At 66.6% G+C, this 19,539-nt stretch carries 14 protein-coding genes; 10 read left to right on the forward strand and 4 right to left on the reverse strand.

All coding sequences use genetic code 11. The features are described 5' to 3' along the window. Nucleotides 1-6 precede the first annotated feature (6 nt). Nucleotides 7-510, forward strand: coding sequence for a gluconokinase (locus DIE11_RS14415; protein WP_124624835.1), 504 nt, complete (start codon nt 7-9; stop codon nt 508-510). 83 nt (nt 511-593) lie between these two features. On the opposite strand, the gene DIE11_RS14420 is transcribed toward DIE11_RS14415, so the two are convergent. Further along, on the reverse strand, nt 594-1,241 hold the full coding sequence (locus DIE11_RS14420; protein WP_059608240.1) for a TetR/AcrR family transcriptional regulator: 648 nt from the start codon (nt 1,239-1,241) through the stop codon (nt 594-596). Nucleotides 1,242-1,505: 264 nt separating this feature from the next. Between DIE11_RS14420 and DIE11_RS14425 the strand changes: the two genes are divergently transcribed. Further along, complete coding sequence (locus DIE11_RS14425; protein WP_124624838.1) at nt 1,506-2,927, forward strand: FAD-binding oxidoreductase; 1,422 nt, start codon at nt 1,506-1,508, stop codon at nt 2,925-2,927. 77 nt (nt 2,928-3,004) lie between these two features. Here the strand turns inward: DIE11_RS14425 and purB are convergent, their stop codons facing one another. Beyond that, a complete protein-coding gene (gene purB, locus DIE11_RS14430) occupies nt 3,005-4,393 on the reverse strand; it encodes an adenylosuccinate lyase (RefSeq protein ID WP_124624841.1) in 1,389 nt (462 codons plus the stop codon). 265 nt (nt 4,394-4,658) lie between these two features. Here purB and DIE11_RS14435 point away from each other — a divergent pair, with 265 nt between their 5' ends. The 6 genes from DIE11_RS14435 to DIE11_RS14460 all read left to right on the forward strand — a co-directional run bounded on the left by DIE11_RS14435 (nt 4,659) and on the right by DIE11_RS14460 (nt 10,534). Continuing rightward, a complete protein-coding gene (locus DIE11_RS14435) occupies nt 4,659-5,612 on the forward strand; it encodes a LysR substrate-binding domain-containing protein (protein ID WP_124624844.1) in 954 nt (317 codons plus the stop codon). Nucleotides 5,613-5,878: 266 nt separating this feature from the next. Continuing rightward, complete coding sequence (locus DIE11_RS14440; protein ID WP_124624846.1) at nt 5,879-7,165, forward strand: Glu/Leu/Phe/Val dehydrogenase; 1,287 nt, start codon at nt 5,879-5,881, stop codon at nt 7,163-7,165. Between the two features lie 251 nt (nt 7,166-7,416). After that, on the forward strand, nt 7,417-8,310 hold the full coding sequence (locus DIE11_RS14445) for a glutamate/aspartate ABC transporter substrate-binding protein (protein ID WP_174910524.1): 894 nt from the start codon (nt 7,417-7,419) through the stop codon (nt 8,308-8,310). An 84-nt stretch (nt 8,311-8,394) separates the two neighbouring features. Beyond that, entirely contained in the window at nt 8,395-9,135 is a 741-nt protein-coding gene (locus DIE11_RS14450) for an amino acid ABC transporter permease (protein ID WP_124624852.1), read from the forward strand. Continuing rightward, nucleotides 9,135-9,812, forward strand: coding sequence for a glutamate/aspartate ABC transporter permease GltK (gltK, locus tag DIE11_RS14455; protein ID WP_059684027.1), 678 nt, complete (start codon nt 9,135-9,137; stop codon nt 9,810-9,812). Before DIE11_RS14450 ends, gltK begins: the two co-directional genes overlap by 1 nt. Then, nucleotides 9,809-10,534 carry an amino acid ABC transporter ATP-binding protein gene (locus DIE11_RS14460; RefSeq protein ID WP_059608246.1) on the forward strand — a complete coding sequence of 242 codons (726 nt, stop codon included), beginning with the start codon at nt 9,809-9,811 and terminating at the stop codon, nt 10,532-10,534. Before gltK ends, DIE11_RS14460 begins: the two co-directional genes overlap by 4 nt. A gap of 110 nt (nt 10,535-10,644) precedes the next feature. Here DIE11_RS14460 and DIE11_RS14465 read toward each other — a convergent pair whose 3' ends face one another. Both DIE11_RS14465 and DIE11_RS14470 read right to left on the reverse strand, forming a co-directional pair. Continuing rightward, nucleotides 10,645-15,879, reverse strand: a complete 5,235-nt coding sequence (locus tag DIE11_RS14465) for an autotransporter outer membrane beta-barrel domain-containing protein (protein WP_124624855.1) — start codon at nt 15,877-15,879, stop codon at nt 10,645-10,647. Nucleotides 15,880-16,473: 594 nt separating this feature from the next. Beyond that, a complete protein-coding gene (locus DIE11_RS14470) occupies nt 16,474-17,391 on the reverse strand; it encodes a class II glutamine amidotransferase (protein WP_124624858.1) in 918 nt (305 codons plus the stop codon). A gap of 201 nt (nt 17,392-17,592) precedes the next feature. Here DIE11_RS14470 and pyrC point away from each other — a divergent pair, with 201 nt between their 5' ends. Both pyrC and DIE11_RS14480 read left to right on the forward strand, forming a co-directional pair. Beyond that, on the forward strand, nt 17,593-18,657 hold the full coding sequence (pyrC, locus tag DIE11_RS14475) for a dihydroorotase (protein WP_059681214.1): 1,065 nt from the start codon (nt 17,593-17,595) through the stop codon (nt 18,655-18,657). Beyond that, the gene (locus DIE11_RS14480) at nt 18,654-19,532 is read left to right on the forward strand and encodes a DUF3025 domain-containing protein (RefSeq protein WP_124624861.1); all 879 of its coding nucleotides are present in this window, start codon (nt 18,654-18,656) and stop codon (nt 19,530-19,532) included. Before pyrC ends, DIE11_RS14480 begins: the two co-directional genes overlap by 4 nt. Nucleotides 19,533-19,539 lie beyond the last annotated feature (7 nt).

Here is a 19,539-nt window from a genome sequence, read left to right on the forward strand (position 1 = left end):
TAGTCAATGATTCTGATCGCAATGGGCGTGTCGGGCGCGGGCAAATCGCGAATCGGCGAAATGCTGGCAGAACGCCTGTCGTGCAGCTATACCGACGGCGACGCGTTTCACAGCGCGGCGAACAAGGAAAAGATGCACAACGGCATTCCGCTGACCGACGACGACCGCTGGCCGTGGCTGCGCACGATCCGCGAGGCCATCGAGGAGAAGCAGCGCGCCGGCGAGACCGCCGTGTTCACCTGCTCGTCGCTGAAGCGGTCGTACCGCGACGTGCTGCGCGGCTCCGATACCGACGTGCGGTTCGTGTATCTGAAGGGTTCGTTCGAGGTGTTGCACGAGCGCCTGAAGACCCGCACCGGCCATTTCTTCGATCCGTCGCTGCTGAAGAGCCAGCTCGACACGCTCGAGGAACCGGGACCGGACGAAGCGATCGTGGTCAGCATCGAGCTGACGCCCGAACAGATCGTCGATCAGGTCATGCAGAAGATCGGTATCGCGCGGCAACATTGAGCGCGGTTCGCGGCAATCGTCATGCAGCAGTGAAAAAAGGCGCCCCTCGGGGCGCCTTTTTTCGTTGGCGGTGCGTGAGCCGCTCAGGTCGCACGGACGTGCTGCGCGATGCCGTCGAGCAGCACGTCCAGCATCGTGTCGTGCACGGCGGCCGGATCGAGTTGCGCATAGAGCGGGGCGGCCGATTTGACGAGCGGATGCGCGGTATCGGACAGCGCATGCATTTCCGCGAGCTCGACGTCGTTCGCGGGCCGCGTGAGGCCGCCGGCCTCGGCGGCGGCGAGGCCGATCACGCTCGCATACCAGCCGACGCACACGGTCGGCAGTGCGCTGCGCGGGATGCCGGCATCGGCCAGCGCGCGATGCACGGTCTCGATGTGCGCGAGATCGGCCGGCCCGGTGCTCATGTGACGCTGCAGCAGCGCGAACGCGGCGGGGTGGCGCAGCGCGAGCGCGCGGTACTGGCGGGCGAGATCGAGCAGCCGCTCGCGCCACGGCAGTGAAGGGTCGACCGGCGCGAGCGAGCGCGACAGCGCGTTCGCGATCGCACGGCTCAGGCCCTCTTTCGACTTGAAGTGATAGAGCACGCTCATCGGGTCGCAGCCGACTGACTGCGCGAGCTTGCGCACGCTGAACGCGGCTTCGCCGACCTCTTCGAGCAGCGCGAGCGCGGCCGCGACGATCGCATCCTTGTCGAGGCCGCGCGGGCCTTGGGCGGGTTTGTCTTTCATGGAAGCGGGATGGCTGCGGCTGTAATCTTGACGAAAGCATATTCTACGCTGTAGAATTATTTCTGCGGTGTAGAAATTGGGTGTCCCGGCACCTTTCAATGCGTGCTTTCGCACGGTCCGGGATCCTGGCAGGCACGAGCGTGCCTGCCGTCAACACGGGCCATCGCGCCTTCATCTCGTTGACACCCAAGTGGAACCGGCTGCCCCACCCGCGAAGCCTGAACGGCACTTCGACAGGCGGCCCAAGACCATGCAAGTGCAATCATGACTTCCAACCACAAGCCCCTGATCCAGGGCGAATCGCGTTTCGACCAGACGCAACTGAACATCGAAAAGGACAACTGGAACTGGTGCGCGCCGTCCCGTTACGACGGCGAGCGCCCGGCCAACTGGTACGAGGCGTCGTTGTCGCGCCATGAAAACAGCGCGCCGCTCGCGCACGACATGGTGTGCGACGTGCTGGTGATCGGCGCGGGGCTGCTCGGTGCATCGGCCGCGCTGCATCTCGCGGAAGCGGGCGTCGACACGATTCTCGTCGACAAGCATCACGTCGGCTCCGCGGCGTCGGGCCGCAACGGCGGCCAGCTCACGCCGGGCCTCGCGCGCTGGGAAGCAGCCGACATGATCGACCATCTGTCGCACGACGACGCGAAGCGGCTGTGGCGCTTCGCGTCGGCCGAATCGATGGACCTGATCGACGCGATCGGCGCGCGTTACGCACTCGAGCTCGACCGCAAGCGCGGCCACATCACGGCGGCGGTCCACCCGGGCCACATGAGCGCGCTGCTCGACGGCGCTGACGCACGCCGCCATCTCGGTGACGCCGGCGTGACGCTCGTCGGCCGCCATCAGCTGCACGACGAATACGTGCGCTCGGGGCTGTATCACGGCGCGGCGATCGATGCGACCGGTGGCCAGCTTCATCCGCTCGCGCTGGTGCGCGGTCTCGTGCACGGCTTCCGGCTGAACGGCGGTGCGTTGTACGAGGGCACCGAGGTGCTGGAGCTCGACGAAACGCCGGCGGGCGTCGTCGCGACGACGCCGGGCGGCACGATCACCGCGCGCCGTGGCGTCGTGCTCGCGCTGCACAACACGACGTTCCGTCTGCTGGACGACGGCACCGCCACCACCGTGCCGTTCTTCACGTACGTCAGCGTGACGGCGCCGCTCGACGTCGACGTCGCGACACTGATGCCGGCCGGCATGCCGGTGTACGACACGCAGTTCCAGATCGACTACTACCGGCCGGTGCGCGGCAACCGCCTGCTGTTCGGCGGGCAGGGCACCGGCACGTGCTGGGCACAGCCCGACGTCAACGCGTATCTGCTGACGCGGCTGAACACGGTGTTCCCGCAGGCCGATGGCCAGTTCGCACTGGACTACTGCTGGAGCGGCGTCAGCGACTTCACGCTGAACGGCGCGACCGACAGCCGCAAGACCGACGGCCGCGTGCCGATGTACATGGTGCAGGGCTGGAGCGGTCATGGCGTCGCGCAGACGGTGCGGATCGGCAAGGCGATCTGCGACGATTTCGTCGGTCGCAACGACGATTTCTCGATGCTGACCGGCATCGATCACCGCGCGATTCCGCTCGGCCGCCAGTTGTCGCCGATCGCGATTCCCGCTGCGAAGGCCGCGATGAGCGTGATGAGCGCACTCAACCCGGGGCGGATGATCTCGTTCTGATCAGCCGCGGCAGGCAATGAAAAAGCCCGATGCGATTGCTCGCATCGGGCTTTTTTTACGTGCGGAGACGGCGGTGCTTACGCGATCCGCTTCGCGAGTTCGACGGCCTTGCCGATGTACGACGCAGGCGTCATCGCGAGCAGGCGGTCCTTCGCATCTTGCGGGATCGCCAGCGTGCCGACGAATTCCTGCAGCGCTTCGCGCGTGATGCCCTTGCCGCGCGTCAGTTCCTTCAGCTGCTCGTACGGGTTCTCGATGCCGTAGCGGCGCATCACCGTCTGCACCGGCTCTGCGAGCACTTCCCAGCAGTTGTCGAGGTCTTCGTTCAGGCGCTGCGGGTTCACTTCGAGCTTGTCGAGGCCGCGGATCAGCGAGTCGTACGCGAGCAGCGAGTAGCCGAGTGCGACGCCCATGTTGCGCAGCACCGTCGAGTCGGTCAGGTCGCGCTGCCAGCGCGACACCGGCAGCTTGTCGGCGAGGTGGCGCAGCGTCGCGTTCGCGAGGCCGAGGTTGCCTTCCGAGTTCTCGAAGTCGATCGGATTGACCTTGTGCGGCATCGTCGACGAGCCGATTTCGCCGGCCTTCGTCTTCTGCTTGAAGTAGCCGACCGAGATGTAGCCCCACACGTCGCGGTCGAGGTCGAGCAGGATCGTGTTCGCGCGCGCGACCGCATCGAACAGCTCCGCCATGTAGTCGTGCGGCTCGATCTGGATCGTGTACGGGTTGAAGGTGAGCTTCAGGCGGTTCTCGATCACGTCGCGCGAGAACGCTTCCCAGTCGAATTCCGGATACGCGGACAGGTGCGCGTTGAAGTTGCCGACCGCGCCGTTCATCTTGCCGAGGATCTCGACCTTCTCGATGCGCGTGATCGCGCGCGCGAGGCGGGCCGCGACGTTCGCGAGTTCCTTGCCGAGCGTCGTCGGGCTCGCCGGCTGGCCGTGCGTGCGCGACAGCATCGGCTGCTCGGCAAGCGCGTGCGACAGCGCGACGAGGCGCTGGTGGACCGTGCGCAGCGCCGGCACGATCACGTGCTCGCGCGCGCCGGCGAGCATCATCCCGTGCGACGTGTTGTTGATGTCTTCGGACGTACACGCGAAGTGGATGAATTCGCTGGCCTTCTCGAGTTCGGCCTGGCCCTTCACCGATTCCTTCAGCCAGTATTCGACGGCCTTCACGTCGTGGTTCGTCACGCGCTCGATGTCCTTGATGCGGGCGGCGTCGTGCGCGGTGAAGCGCTCGGCGAGTTGCAGCAGGAATTGTTCGGACGCGTCCGAGAAGCGCGGGACTTCCGCGAAGCCGGCGCGCGACAGCGCGATCAGCCAGTGCACCTCGACGGTGACGCGGTGGCGCATGAAGGCGGCTTCGGAGAGCCAGTCGCGCAGCGCTTCGGTCTTGCTGGCGTAGCGGCCGTCGATGGGCGAGAGCGCGGTGAGGGCGAAAAGCGTATCGGGACGAGTGTCGGACATGATCGGGCGTGGCCTTTGGGGCCGGTGCGAACGAGGGGAGGAGAATCCGGCATTTTACCATTGGCGCGCGGCGATCCCGGCCGAACCGGTCAGGTCGCCGCCGCCGTGGGCGATCGGCACGCATGCGGCGCCCGGGCGCCGCGCAAGCAGGCCGCCGGCTGGCGCCCGGGCCGGTTCGCCGAACTGCCCGCCGCGCCGCCGGGCGGGCCCGCCCGCCGGTAGAATGCAGGCTTCTTCCCGACCGCCGCCCGCCGCGCCCGCCTGCATGGAACTGAAATGGCTCGAAGACTTCGTCTCGCTCGCGGAAACGCGCAGCTTTAGCCGGTCCGCCGAACTGCGGCACGTGTCGCAGCCCGCGTTCTCGCGGCGCATCCAGGCGCTCGAGGCATGGCTCGCGACCGAACTGATCGATCGTTCGGTTTATCCGACGCGGCTCACGCAGGCCGGCCAGATCTTCTACGAGCAGGCATTGACGATGCTGTCGCAGGCGCACGAGGCGCGCACGCTGCTGCGCGGCCATGTCGGCGCGCCGGTGCCGACCATCGAGTTCGCGGTGCCGCATACGCTGTCGCTCACGTATTTTCCGCGCTGGTTGCAGCGGATCGAGGCGAAGATGGGGCAGGTCCACACACGGTTGCGCGCGCTGAACGTGCACGACGCCGTGCTGTCGCTGGTCGAGGGCGGCTGCGATCTCGTGATGGGCTACCACCACCCGAGCCACCCCGTCGCGCTCGATCCGGCCCGCTACGACATGCTGGTCCTCGGCAGCGAGCCGATCAGCGCATTTTCGGCGCCGGGCCGCGCGGGCCGGCCGCGCTATACGTTGCCGGGCACGGCCGAGGCGCGCGTGCCGTACCTGTCTTATACGCCGAATGCGTATCTCGGCCGGATGACCGAAGTCATCGTTGCGAACGCACCGACGCCGCTGTTCCTCGATCGCGTGTACGAAACCGACATGGCCGAAGGGCTGAAGGCAATGGCGCTCGCGGGCCACGGCGTCGCGTTTCTGCCGCACAGCGCCGTCGAGGATGCGGTGGCCAGCGGCCGCCTGATCCGGCTCGACCGGTCCGCGCGTGGCGGCACGCATCCGTACACGCTGACGATGGAGATTCGCCTTTACTGCGACAAGCTCGCGCTGCAGGGCGACGATCCGCGCCAGAAGCTCGTGCGCGCGTTGTGGGAAGTCGTGCGCGACGAATTGCGCGACACGGCCGAATGATGGAGTCGAGCACGGCCGCGCGCGGCTGACGACGAGCTTGCCGCGCCTGTCGGACGGCTGCCCGACGGGCGTCCGGCGTAATGTACCCACGATTTTTCGCACAACGCGATGCACGGCCGATCGCGGGCGTTCTTGCGCAAATCGACCATGGATTTGCGAAAAATCCCGATCATGCAAGAAACGCATAATCGAATAAGCAAACGGCATTGGATAAAAAAAACGGGTTTTTCGACAATGTGCGCAATCCGTTGAACGTTGGAGCGTCCATGTCTTCGCAACTGCAGTCCATCCCGTCCTACCTTCACGCCGACGATCTCGGCCCGTGGGGCAACTACCTTCAGCAGGTCGATCGCGTCGCGCCGTACCTCGGTTCGCTGTCGCGCTGGCTCGAAACGCTGAAGCGTCCGAAGCGCATCCTGATCGTCGATGTGCCCATCGAGCTCGACAACGGCACCGTCGCGCACTTCGAAGGCTATCGCGTGCAGCACAACGTGTCGCGTGGCCCGGGCAAGGGCGGCGTGCGCTACCACCAGGACGTGACGCTGTCGGAAGTGATGGCACTGTCGGCATGGATGTCGGTGAAGAACGCGGCCGTGAACGTGCCGTACGGCGGTGCGAAGGGCGGCATCCGCGTCGACCCGCGCAAGCTGTCGCGCGGTGAGCTCGAACGCGTGACGCGTCGCTACACCAGCGAAATCGGCATCATCATCGGCCCGAACACCGATATTCCGGCACCGGACGTCAACACCAACGAACAGGTGATGGCGTGGATGATGGACACGTTCTCGATGAACCAGGGCCAGACGTCGACCGGCGTCGTGACCGGCAAGCCGATCTCGCTCGGCGGTTCGCTCGGCCGCAAGGAAGCGACGGGCCGCGGCGTGTTCGTCGTCGGTTGCGAGGCGGCGAAGAAGAAGGGCCTCGAGATTGAAGGCGCGCGCATCGCGGTGCAGGGCTTCGGCAACGTCGGCGGCATCGCGGCGAAGCTGTTCCAGGAAGCGGGCGCGAAGGTGATCGCGGTGCAGGATCACACCGGCACGATCTACCGGCCGGCCGGCCTCGATTCGAACAAGCTGCTCGACCACGTCGCACGCACGGGCGGCGTCGCGGGCTTCGAAGGCGCCGAACCGATGCCGAACGACGAGTTCTGGACGGTCGAGACCGACATCCTGATCCCGGCGGCACTGGAAAACCAGATCACCGAGAAGAACGCATCGAAGATCCGCACGAAGATCATCGTCGAAGGCGCGAACGGCCCGACGACGACGGCGGCCGACGACATCCTGAGCGCGAACGGCGTGCTCGTGATCCCCGACGTGATCGCGAATGCGGGCGGCGTGACCGTGTCGTACTTCGAGTGGGTGCAGGACTTCTCGAGCTTCTTCTGGACGGAAGACGAGATCAACCACCGTCTCGAGCGCGTGATGCGCGAAGCGTTCGCCGGCGTGTGGGCGGTCGCGGAAGAGCACAAGGTGTCGGTGCGTACGGCGGCGTTCATCGTCGCGTGCAAGCGCATCCTGATGGCGCGCGAAATGCGCGGCCTGTATCCCTGATCGGTCATTGCCGATTCGATCGGACGACGATGACAAAAGCATGACGCAATCCACCCGATTGTGTGCATGAACCCTCGCGGGCGGTGCCGAATCCGGCATCGCCCGCGTTGTGCATTCAGGCGCCGCCAGGGGCGCCGGAAGCCGGGAGGACGGCTTCGTACAGGGCGATTCGTAGTACGGTAAACAACCAGTACTTTCAAAAATATTACTTTGATACACTGGCGCGGGTTTCAGCCAAGGAGATGACCAAAATGAAATACCAGAAGGCAGTCCTGATGGTCGCGGCGCTGTGCGCGTTCGCGAGCGGCGCGCATGCACAGGAGACCGGCACGCTGAAGAAGATCAAGGACACGGGCGTGATCGCGCTGGGCCACCGCGAATCGTCGATTCCGTTCTCCTACTATGACCAGAGCCAGCAGGTCGTCGGTTATTCGCGCGAATTCCAGATGAAAGTCGTGGACGCCGTGAAGAAGAAGCTGAACCTGCCGAACCTGCAGGTCAAGAACATCCCGGTGACGTCGCAGAACCGCATCCCGCTCGTGCAGAACGGCACGGTGGACATCGAGTGCGGCTCGACGACCAACAACACGGAGCGTCAGCAGCAGGCCGCATTCTCCGACACGATCTTCGTGATCGGCACGCGCCTGATGACGAAGAAGGATTCGGGCGTGAAGGACTTCGCGGACCTGAAGGGCAAGACGGTCGTGACCACCGCCGGCACGACGTCCGAGCGCCTGCTGCGCAAGATGAACAACGACAAGCAGCTGGGCATGAACATCATCAGCGCGAAGGACCACGGCGACTCGTTCAACACGCTCGAGTCGGGCCGCGCCGTCGCGTTCATGATGGACGACGCGCTGCTCGCGGGCGAACGCGCGAAGGCGAAGCAGCCGGGCGAGTGGGTGATCGTCGGTACGCCGCAGTCGGAAGAGGCGTACGGCTGCATGATGCGCAAGGGCGATGCGGACTTCAAGAAGGTCGTCGACGACGCGATCTCGCAAGTCGAGAAATCGGGCGAAGCCGCGAAGATCTACGCGAAGTGGTTCGAGAACCCGATTCCGCCGAAGGGGCTGAACCTGAACTTCCCGCTGTCCGATTCGATGAAGAAGCTGTACGCGAACCCGAACGACAAGGCGCTCGACTGACCACGCAGCCGTTGACGCAGAAATGACGCTACTGAAACGGAAGAGGCCTCGCTTCTTCCGTTTCTTTTTGCTGGAGTCTTGCCCATGTCTTACCACTGGAACTGGGGCATCTTCCTGAGCCCCGTCTCGACCGGCGAGCCGACGACTTACTTCGGATGGCTGATGTCCGGATTCTGGGTGACGATCGAGGTGTCGCTCGTCGCCTGGGTCGTCGCGCTGATCGTCGGTTCGCTGTTCGGCGTGCTGCGCACGGTGCCGAACAAATGGCTGTCCGCGATCGGCACCGTGTACGTGTCGATCTTCCGGAACATCCCGCTGATCGTGCAGTTCTTCGTCTGGTACCTCGTCGTGCCCGAATTGCTGCCCGCGTCGATCGGCACCTGGATCAAGCAGTTGCCGCCCGGCACGCAGTTCTTCACCGCGTCGATCGTCTGTCTGGGCCTGTTCACGGGCGCGCGCGTGTGCGAACAGGTGCGCTCGGGGATCAACGCGCTGCCGAAGGGCCAGCGCGCCGCCGGCCTCGCGATGGGCTTCACGCAATGGCAGACGTACCGCTACGTGCTGCTGCCCGTTGCGTACCGGATCATCGTGCCGCCGCTCACGTCCGAGTTCCTGAACATCTTCAAGAACTCCGCGGTCGCGTCGACGATCGGCCTGCTCGACTTGTCCGCGCAGGCCCGCCAGCTCGTCGACTACACCGCGCAGACCTACGAGTCGTTCATCGCGGTGACGCTTGCGTATGTGCTCATCAACCTCGTCGTGATGGCGTTCATGCGCTGGATCGAAGGCCGCACGCGGCTGCCCGGCTACATCGGAGGCAAGTGATGCATCAGTTCGACTGGAGTAGTATTCCCGGCGCGATACCGACGCTGTGGACGGGGGCGATCGTCACGTTCAAGATCACGCTGATCGCGATCGTCATCGGCATCGTCTGGGGCACGCTGCTGGCGCTGATGCGGCTGTCCGGCGTGAAGCCGCTTGAGTGGTTCGCAAAGGCATACGTGACGGTGTTCCGCTCCATCCCGCTCGTGATGGTGCTGCTGTGGTTCTTCCTGATCGTGCCGCAGGTGCTGCAGGGCGTGCTCGGGCTGTCGCCGACGATCGACATCCGGCTCGCGTCGGCGATGGTCGCGTTCTCGCTGTTCGAAGCCGCGTATTATTCCGAGATCATCCGCGCCGGCATCCAGTCGGTGCCGCGCGGGCAGGTGAACGCCGCGTTCGCGCTCGGCATGAACTACGCGCAGGCCATGCGCCTCGTGATCCTGCCGCAGGCGTTCCGCGCGATGGTGCCGCTGCTGCTCACGCAGGCGATCGTCCTGTTCCAGGATACGTCGCTCGTGTACGTGATCAGTCTCGCGGACTTCTTCCGCACGGCCGCCAACATCGGCGACCGCGACGGCACGACCGTCGAGATGGTCCTGTTCGCCGGCGCATGCTATTTCGTGATTTGCTCGTTGGCGTCTGTTCTCGTCAAGGGTCTCCAGAAAAAGGTCACACGATGATTTCCATCAAGAACGTTTCCAAGTGGTACGGCCAGTTTCAGGTTCTCACCGACTGCACGACCGAGGTCAAGAAAGGCGAAGTGGTCGTCGTGTGCGGCCCGTCGGGCTCCGGCAAGTCGACGCTGATCAAGACCGTCAACGGCCTCGAGCCGTTCCAGCAGGGCGAGATCCTCGTGAACGGCCAGTCGGTCGGCGACAAGAAGACGAACCTGTCGAAGCTGCGCTCGAAGGTCGGGATGGTGTTTCAGCATTTCGAGCTGTTCCCGCACCTGTCGATCACCGAGAACCTGACGCTCGCGCAGGTCAAGGTGCTCGGCCGCGGCAAGGACGAAGCGACCGACAAGGGCATGAAGCTGCTCGATCGCGTCGGCCTGAAGGCGCATGCGCACAAGTTTCCGGGCCAGCTGTCGGGTGGCCAGCAGCAGCGGGTCGCGATCGCGCGCGCGCTGTCGATGGACCCGATCGCGATGCTGTTCGACGAGCCGACGTCCGCGCTCGATCCCGAGATGATCAACGAGGTGCTCGACGTGATGGTCGAGCTCGCGCAGGAAGGGATGACGATGATGGTCGTGACGCACGAGATGGGCTTCGCGAAGAAGGTCGCCCATCGCGTGATCTTCATGGACAAGGGCGCGATCGTCGAGGACGACCGCAAGGACGATTTCTTCTCGAATCCGAAGTCGGATCGCGCGAAGGACTTCCTCGCGAAAATCCTGCACTGAGCGCTCGTGCGCGCGGAATGCGCAAACCGCCCGGCCGAACGCCGGGCGGTTTTTTTTTGCCTGCCGTCCGTCGCCGGCCGCTGGCGACGAACGGATTCCGGCGCGTGGCGTTACCAGCTGTAGCGGTAGCCAACCTGCCCGGTGACGCCGCGCCGGTAATCGCCGCCGATGTTGCGCGCATATTTCACGTTCGCGTACAACTCGCCCGACTTGCCGAAGCCCGCGGTCACGCCAAGGCCGAGCTCGTACCACGTGCGGCCCAGGTGCGTCGCGAACGGTGTGCCGCCGACGACGGTCTGGCCCGGCGACAGGAAGTCGTGCAGCACGTCGGCGGTGAAGTACGGCGTCGCGGCGCCGCCACCCGCGTTCGTGTCGAGGTTCGGCCGGAAGATGCGCACGCCGACGCGTCCGCGCAACGCGTTGGTCGTCGTGCCCGACACGGCCGACACATTGTCGTCGAACCCGTTCAGCTTCAGGTACTGGTACATCAGCTGCGCCTGCGGCTCGACCGCGATCGGCGTGCCGCCGATCCCGAACGGCTTGCCGACCTCCTGCGATAGTGCGATGCCGAAGCCGTTCTGCGATGCCTCGTTGCCGTAGCTGTCGCGATAGCGGTTGCCGTAGTGCGTGACCTGGCCGACGCTGTCGAAGTAGGTGCCGTCGGACAGGTAGCGCGTCCAGTAGCCGCCGACGCTCTGCGCGTGCATCTCGACCGAGCCCGTCGACGTCGACAGGCCCGCTGCGTCGGCGCGTGCCATGTCGCTGAAGCTCGCGTTCGCGACGCCGATGCTCGCCGTCACGCCCGCATGCGTGCTGCCGCCGCCGGGCGCCTGGTCGAGCGTCCAGTCCTTGCCGAACTGCGCGAAGAACGTGCGCTCGTCGGCCGCGAAGCGGCCCGCGTTCGCATCGAGGCTCTGTCCGCCGATGCGGCCCCACACACCGTCGCGGTTGCCCGACGCCTGCTTCTCGAGGTTGTAGATGTCGCCGACGCGCTCGTGCAGCTTGCCGAGCGTCGAGAAGCCGTAGTCCGCGTTCAGCAGCGGCGTCATCGCATAGCCTGCGACGCCCGGACGGTACGCGAGATTGCCGCCGCCTTTGATGACGTTCGGGCCGACCGGATCGCCCGGGTCCGTCGGGTCGAGTTGCGAGCGCAGATACCAGCCGTTCGCATCGCTCTGTCCGCCTCGGTAGAGCCGGTATTCGTATGCGCCGGCCTGCACCGGGCCCGCGAGATGGAACGCCGATGCGGAGGTCGTGCCGCCGTTGGCCGTGACGACCACCGGAATCCCTTCGCCCGTCGTCTGCGCGCCGGTGCCGCCCGTGTTCGCGATCTTCAGCCCCGTCGTGCCGGTCGCGGCACCGCCGTTCACGATCAGCCGGTCGGTCGGCGAGGCATCGGCGCCGAGATAGGTGTTCAGCGCGATCGTGCCGCCGTTGCCGACGTAACTGCCGGTCGTCAGCGTCTGGTAGCTGCCTGCCGCCGTCGGCGCGCCGGACGGCGCGGCGAATGCAACCAGACCCGCATTGTTCAGGCTGCTCAGCACGGAGCTGCCGGTCATGTGCCACGTGCTCGTGCCGTCTACGGTGAGCGCGACCGGATCGATCTTGCCGGTGAGGGTCGTGCCGTTCGTCAGGAACACGTTGCCGGTGCTCGACGCGTCCGACACGATGTCGCCTGCGAGATTCACGGCCGATGCGTTGAAGGTCGCGGTGCTCCCGTTCGCGAGGTCCAGCAGTGTGCCGTTGCCGGCCGTCACGACGGTGCCGTTGCGCACCGCGATATCGACCGTGCCGCCGCGCGCCGCGAACGCCGGCCCGGCGACGGACGCGACGCTGCCGCCGTCGACGAGCACTGCGCTCGTCGCGCCGGTCGCGAGCGTGTCGGTGCTCAGCACGCCGGCCGTCGCGCCCTTGAGCGTCGTGCCGGTCAGCGCGAGCACGCCGCCGCCGTCGACCGTCGCGCCGTTGCCGGCCGCGCTCGCGATCGACGAACCCGTGTCGCCGATGCGGCCGCCGTTCCGTACGACGAGGCCGTCGGCTGCCGTGCCCGCCGTGGAGACCTTCGCGCCCGACAGCAGTGCGATCGCGCCGCTGCCCGCGACGATCGCGTGCGCGCCGGCACCCGTCGTCGTGACGGTCGTACCGTCTGCCGCGAGCGTCGAATCCGCGCCCGTCACGAAGAGGCCGCGCGCGTCGTCGCCGGCGGTGCGCACGACGGTCGCCGCATCGGTCGCGATGCGCGCGCCGGCGCCCGTCGACGACAGTCCGTCGGCGCCGGCGCCGGTCGTGCCGATCTGCGTGCCTGACAGCACGATCGTCGTGTTCGAACCGAGGTTGTCGATGCCCTTGCCCACGCCGCCCACCGCGATCGACGTCGCGCCGGCTGCGATCCCGCCGCCCGACACGGTCGAGTCGATCAGCACGCCGTCGGCGCTGCCGTTCGCGACGACGGTGCCCGCGCCCGACAGGGCGAGCGACGCGCCGGTACCCGTCAGGTGAACGCCGGCGATGCCGTCGTCCGCCTCGATCGTGCCCGCGTTGGCGAGCGTTGCCGACGCGCCCTGCACGAGCGCGCCGGTGCCGTTCGATACGCGGATCGCCGACGCGTTGTTCACCGTGCCGAGCGTGCCGACGACCGCCCCCGTCGAGCCGGGGCCGGTCAGCAGCACCGTATTGCGGTTCTCGAGCGTGCCGAGGTTTTGCGCGACGAAGCCGGTCACGCCGGCCGTCGACGACGCGACCGCCGCGTTGTTGGTCAGCGTCGTCGCGACCGGCGTTCCGGCGTTCGCTCCGGTAAGGGCGTGTGCCTGGCCGTCGACGGTGCCCGCGATCGCGCCGGTCGCATTCAGGTCGATGGTCGCGCCCGAGTCGATCGTGCCCGTCGCGCCGCCTTCGACTGCGACCGCGATGCCGTCCGTGCCGTTGACGTTGTAGGTGGCGTGTCCCGTGGACAGCGTCGTGCCGGCACCCGTCGCAAGCACGCCGCGCGCGCGCTGCCCGTTCACGTCGGTCGTCAGCGTGCCGGCCGCCGACGCGCCCGTATAGGCCGCGCCGCCCGCGATGCGGAACAGCGTCGAATCGTCGGTATCGACGCTCAGGTGCTGCGCGGCGACGTTGATCTTCGAGCCGGCGCCGTATGCATAGAAACCGATCTGGTTCGTGCCCGACATGAAGGCGGGCACGGCGTTGGCGTCGACGTTGATCGTCGCGCCCGAGCGCGCGTGGACGCCGATCGCGCCGTTGCCCGTCAGGTTGAGCGCGCCGTCGACCGTGGCCTTCGCGCGCGGCCCTTCGGCCCACACGCCATAGTTGCGCGTGTCCGACGCCGGATCGAGCCCGCCGGCCACGTTGATCGTGCCGGTCGACGTCGCGGCCGTCGCGGTCGAACCGGTGCCGACCACCATGATGCCGATGCCGTTCACGCCGTTCAGCGTGATCGTGCCCGTGTTGGTCACGGTCGCGGCCGTATTGGCCGCGAGCATGCCGACGTTGGCGAACGGCGTGCCGGGCGCCGCACCGTTCACGATGATCGTACCCGCGTTGCGCAGCGTGCCGGACGACGAACCGATGCTCGCCATCCCGGCACCGTTTTGCGTCTGCGAGCCGATCACGATCGAGCCGAGGTTGCTGGCGGTGCCCGATGCGCCGAGCAGGATCCCGTAGGAATGCGCGGACAGCGCGACGTCGTTCGCCGCTGCCCCTGGTCCGTATTGGGCCGCACGGCCGAGATAGATCGTGCCGCCGGCCGCGTTCGTGAAGGCGCCGCCGGCCACGAAGCCGCCGATCACCTGGCTGTCGAGCGTCGTCGCGTTGACGCCGACGTTGATCGTGCCGGCGTTCGACGCGTTCGCACCGTTCGTCACGGCCACCGCGTAGTTCTGCAGGTCGGGGCGGTTGCCGTCGAGCGTCCATGCGCCGACGTTCATCACGCCATTGTTGACGAACGAGGTACCCGTGCCGCTTGCGTACACGCCGTTGCCCTCGGTGTACGCGTGGAAGCCGAAGTTGTCGGGCGGCGCGCTGCTGCTCGTGTCGAAATTGTCGCCGGACGCGTAGCCGGACGAGATCGTGCCGTTGTTGACGCCGCTCGCGCCGCTCAGCAGGCGCACCAGCGTGAAGTCGCCCGACAGGCGGCCGTCGTTGACGAAGTGCGCGCCGTTTTCCGCGAGGACGGCCGAGCTCGAAGCGATCGTGTTGGTGCCGCGGAAGTCGATCTGGCCGTCCTTGCCGATTTGCAGTGTCGCATTCGCGCCCGTGCCGTGCATCGCCGACAGATGATCGATCGGCAGCGTGTTCTTGTCGCCCGACGATACGTTGTTCTGATACTGGAAGGTTTGCTGCGAGAACGTGACGGCCTGGCCGAACGCGCTGTCGTAGGCGGCCTGCGAGCCGAGCGCGCCGCTTTGTACCGAACGCACGAGAAAGTCGTTGTACGCGGCGAGCGACGCGGCGTCGGTGACGGTCCACGTGCTGCCGTCGAATGCGGTGAAGGTGCCCGCATAGGCCGGGACGTCGAGCTGGAGATTGCCAACGGCACCGCCGCTCGCGAGATAGTCGCCGGTGCCGAGCCAGACCTGGTTGCGCGAATTCCAGTTGACGACGCTTTTTGCCGTGCCGGTGCCGTCCGCGAAGGTCAGGTCGGTCTGCTTCGGCGCGATCGAGATCGCGTTGCCGGCCGCGTCTGGCGCGTTCGCGGGATTGCCGATCGACACGTTCAACGTGCCGCCGGTGTTGTCGACGGTGCCGATCCGCAGGTTCACGTACTGGTTCCCGTTCACGTCATGGTAGACGGGCACCTCGGTCGAGCCGGCCGTCGACGCGGCGAATGCGGACGAGTTGTACGTGGCGATCGACGTATGGGTGCCCGTAATCGTGTCGGGCGTGCTGACGCTCTGCGTCTTGCCGCCGAGCGACAGCAGCGGCTGGTTCGGGTTGCCCGACACGATGGACGTATTGCCGATCGGCGTGAGCGTATAGCCGGGGTCGCCGGCGGCACCCGTCCATGCACCCGTCACGCCGACCGTGTCGCCGCCCGACACGGTCGTGGCGCCGGCCAGGTTGTCGTTGACGGTCGGGCTGACGCTGCCGAGCGCGCAACTGCCGCCGCTTGCGACCGCCGAACCGTTACCGCAGGTCGATGCGTACGCGGAGCCGGCCGACAGCGCGGCCAGCGCGGCACCGAGCGCGGCGACGCGTAGCGGCGAGCGGCGGATCGCCGTGCGGCCGTCACGGCGGCTTGCGGCCGATTGGCTGCCCGAACGCTTGCCGCGCGCCCGGGCCGTTTCCGCAACCGCGACCCAGCAGCCGGCGGCTTCGCTCCATATCGATCGAAATGAGTGATTCACGACAAGCCCCTCTTTCTTCTTTTGAAGTGGTATTCGCCGTATGCGGCGAATGCGCATTCCACGGTGATGTGTGTTTCGAATGGACGTGCGGCAGCCGTGGCTGCATCGAGTGCCAATCAGGATTCGTTACACCGAAGATGGAGCGAGTCTACTAATCGACGGGGTGGTCGATTTTCAAAAAATCAAGATATGTGGGGATGGTAACGGTATGGGGTGGTATTTCTGGATTGTGTGGTTAATCGAACTGAAAGCCTTGGTGGGGAAGGGTTTGGTGGACCTTCCTATGGGTCGGGCGGAATCGCCAGGTCGGTGGGATAGCGCACGATCAGTGTTGGGTTCGTGCTTTAAACTGCGGCTTCCGGATTATCTGTTTTAGACCGATTTTATCTTGTTTTTTGTTGGTTAATTATTTTCTCTCGAAAATTAATAAAATAAAAGCGGATGTTGTATGGCGATGATCGCGTGCATCCAATGGCGATCTGAATGAAACGCGAAACGTCGCCGGGTGGAGACTTTCACTGCCAGTGATCGCCGGGTCGTGACGCGCGCACAAGCGGAAGGCGGGAAGGGCGGGCGCCCGGCGGCGCGGCGCGCTCAGTAGTCGATCGGGTCGTCGGCGTCGTCCGCGGTGCCGGCCGCCAGCGCCTCGCGCCGCACACCGCCGCACGGGGCGGACGCCGATGCGTCGAGCGCCGGGTTGCGCAGCTTCTCGAGCACGCGCTCGGGCACCGGAATCTGCATCCGCGCGGTGACGTCGCCGCACTGGAACATGATCAGCTCGCCCGGTTCGAACGAGGTCCAGATTTCGTTGTCGGTCAGCGGCTGCGTGGCGATCACCGCGACGCGATCCTCGGGCGTCGTGTATTTCGCAAAGTCGATTGACAGGTCTTCGTCGACCAGATGCGCGGTCGAGAACGGCCAGCGCCGCACGAGGTAGTGCAGCCGCGTCGAGCAGTGCGCGAAGAGCGCCTGGCCGTTCGACATCAGGAAGTTGAACACGCCGTGATCGGTGATGCCGCGCGTCAGCTCGCCGACGCGCTCGAACAGCTCCGGCAACGGCGGCTGCGCGCCGGGGAACGCTTCGCGCAGCCCCTGCATCAGCACGCAGAACGCCTTCTCGCTGTCGGTCGTGCCGACTGGATGGTAGACGCTGCCGTCGAGATCGGGTTCGTAGTCCTGCAGATCGCCGTTATGCGCGAAGATCCAGTGCCGCCCCCACAGCTCGCGCATGAACGGGTGGCTGTTCTCGAGCAGGATGTGACCCTGTGTGGCCTTGCGGATGTGCGCGATCGTGTTCTTGGACTTGATCGGGTAGCGCTTCACCATTTCGGCGATCGGCGACGTGGCCGACGCCTGCTGGTCGATGAACAGGCGACACGCCTTGTCCTCGAAGAACGCGATCCCCCAGCCGTCGGCATGGTGATCGGTGAGGCCGCCCCGGGCCGCGAAACCTGTGAAGGAGAATGTGACGTCCGTCGGCGCGGCGCAGTTCATTCCTAGGAGTTGGCACATTTTACTTGGGGCGGGGGCGGAAGCTGGGTAACCAACCGGGTGAACCCCGGTACAATGTGGCTTCTAGCATATCACCGAGCCTTGAGCGGTAAAAAGCGGATTCCGCCAGCCGAAGGCCTCGTGTTGCGGTTTGCCGTCAGTCGGCCCGCGCACGCGCGTTCCGGCCCCGCAGATCGCCAGCCCGTTCCTACAACGCCTCCTATGACTGCCTCGAACGCTTCCTCTCCGGCGACGCTCACGCTCGCCCGTCCCGACGACCTGCACCTGCACCTGCGCGACGGCGACATGCTGGCCGCGGTGCTGCCGCACACGGCGCGCCAGTTCGCCCGCGCGATCGTCATGCCGAACCTGAAGCCGCCCGTCACGACCACCGCGCAGGCGCAGGCGTATCGCGAGCGAATCCTGGCCGCGCTGCCGGCGGGCATGGCGTTCGAGCCGCTGATGACGCTGTACCTGACCGACAACACGGCGCCCGACGAAATCATCCGCGCGCGCGACAGCGGCTTCGTGCATGGCGTGAAGCTGTATCCGGCCGGCGCGACGACGAACTCCGACCATGGCGTCAGCGATCTCGCGAAGTGCGCGAAGACGCTCGAGGTCATGCAGGAAACCGGCATGCCGCTGCTCGTGCACGGCGAGGTGACCGATCCGGCGATCGACATGTTCGATCGCGAGAAGGTGTTCATCGACCGCGTGATGACGCCGCTGCGGCGCGATTTCCCCGGCCTGAAGGTCGTGTTCGAGCACATCACGACGAAGGACGCGGCCGACTACGTGCGCGACGCCGACGCTGCGCCGGGCCTGCTCGGTGCGACGATCACGCCGCAGCACATGCTGTACAGCCGCAACGCGCTGTTCGTCGGCGGGATTCGCCCGCATTACTACTGCCTGCCGGTGCTGAAGCGCGAAACGCACCGCGTCGCGCTCGTCGAAGCCGCGACGTCGGGCAACCCGCGCTTCTTCCTCGGCACCGACAGCGCGCCGCACGCGCGCGACGCGAAGGAAACCGCGTGCGGGTGCGCGGGCTGCTACACGGCACTGCACGCGCTCGAGCTGTATGCGGAAGCGTTCGACCAGGCCGGCGCGCTCGACAAGCTGGAGAATTTCGCGAGCCGCTTCGGCGCCGATTTCTACGGGCTGCCGCACAGCACCGAGACGATCACGCTGCGCCGCGAGACCTGGGAACTGCCGCGCGAGGTCTTCGCGGGCGATACGCCGGTCGTGCCGCTGCGCGCCGGCGAAACGATCGGCTGGAAGTTCGCGTGACCGGCACGCCGCCGCGCGGGGCCGGCCTGACGGCCGGCGGCGGGGCGGCGGTATTCGCGCAGATCGACTGGTCAGCGCCGTGGCTCGCGCCTTACGCGGCGCCCGGTCGTGCGCTGCAGGCGGCTGCGCTCACGGGCGAGACCGCGCTGCTCGATGCGTTGAACGGTGCGCTCTGCGGTGGTACGCGGGCGAGCGGCCGCGGCCGGCCGCTGCGCTTCGTGCCGCAGGCGGAGCTGCCGCCAGGCATCGCATACGAAACGCATATCGCCGACACGGGCGGCGTCCCGACCCGTCACAATCTTCATGACTTCTTCAATGCGCTCGTCTGGTTCGCGTATCCGCGCACCAAGGCCGCGCTGAACGCACGCCAGGCCGCGGCGATCGACGCCGCGGGCGGCGTCGGCCCCGTGCGCGGCACGCTGCGCGATGCGCTCACGCTGTTCGACGAGAACGCCGCGCTGTTCGTGACGTCCGACCGCGCGCTCGCCGACGCGCTGCGCGGCTTCAACTGGCAGCTGCTGCTGGTGGCGGCGCGCGACGCGTGGGGCACGCGCTGCGAGGCGCGGCTCGTCGGCCATGCGCTGCTCGAGAAGCTCGTCACGCCGTACAAGTCCTGCACCGCGCACACGTGGATCGTCGAAGTGAGCGACGACTATTTCTCGTGGCCCGACGCGCAGCGTGCCGCGCATGTCGATGAGCGGATCGCCGGTGAATTCGCGACCCGCGACCTGACGAGCCGTGACTTCGCGCCGCTCCCGGTGCTCGGCGTGCCGGGCTGGTGTGACGCGAATGCCGCACCCGCGTTCTACGACGACCCGGCGGTTTTCCGCAGCGGCCGCCGTTCGCGCGCTGCCGGCAGCGGCGCGCAGTGCTAGAATGCGC

The sequence above is a fragment of the Burkholderia sp. Bp9012 genome (genome assembly GCF_003853825.1).
GTDB lineage: Bacteria > Pseudomonadota > Gammaproteobacteria > Burkholderiales > Burkholderiaceae > Burkholderia > Burkholderia diffusa.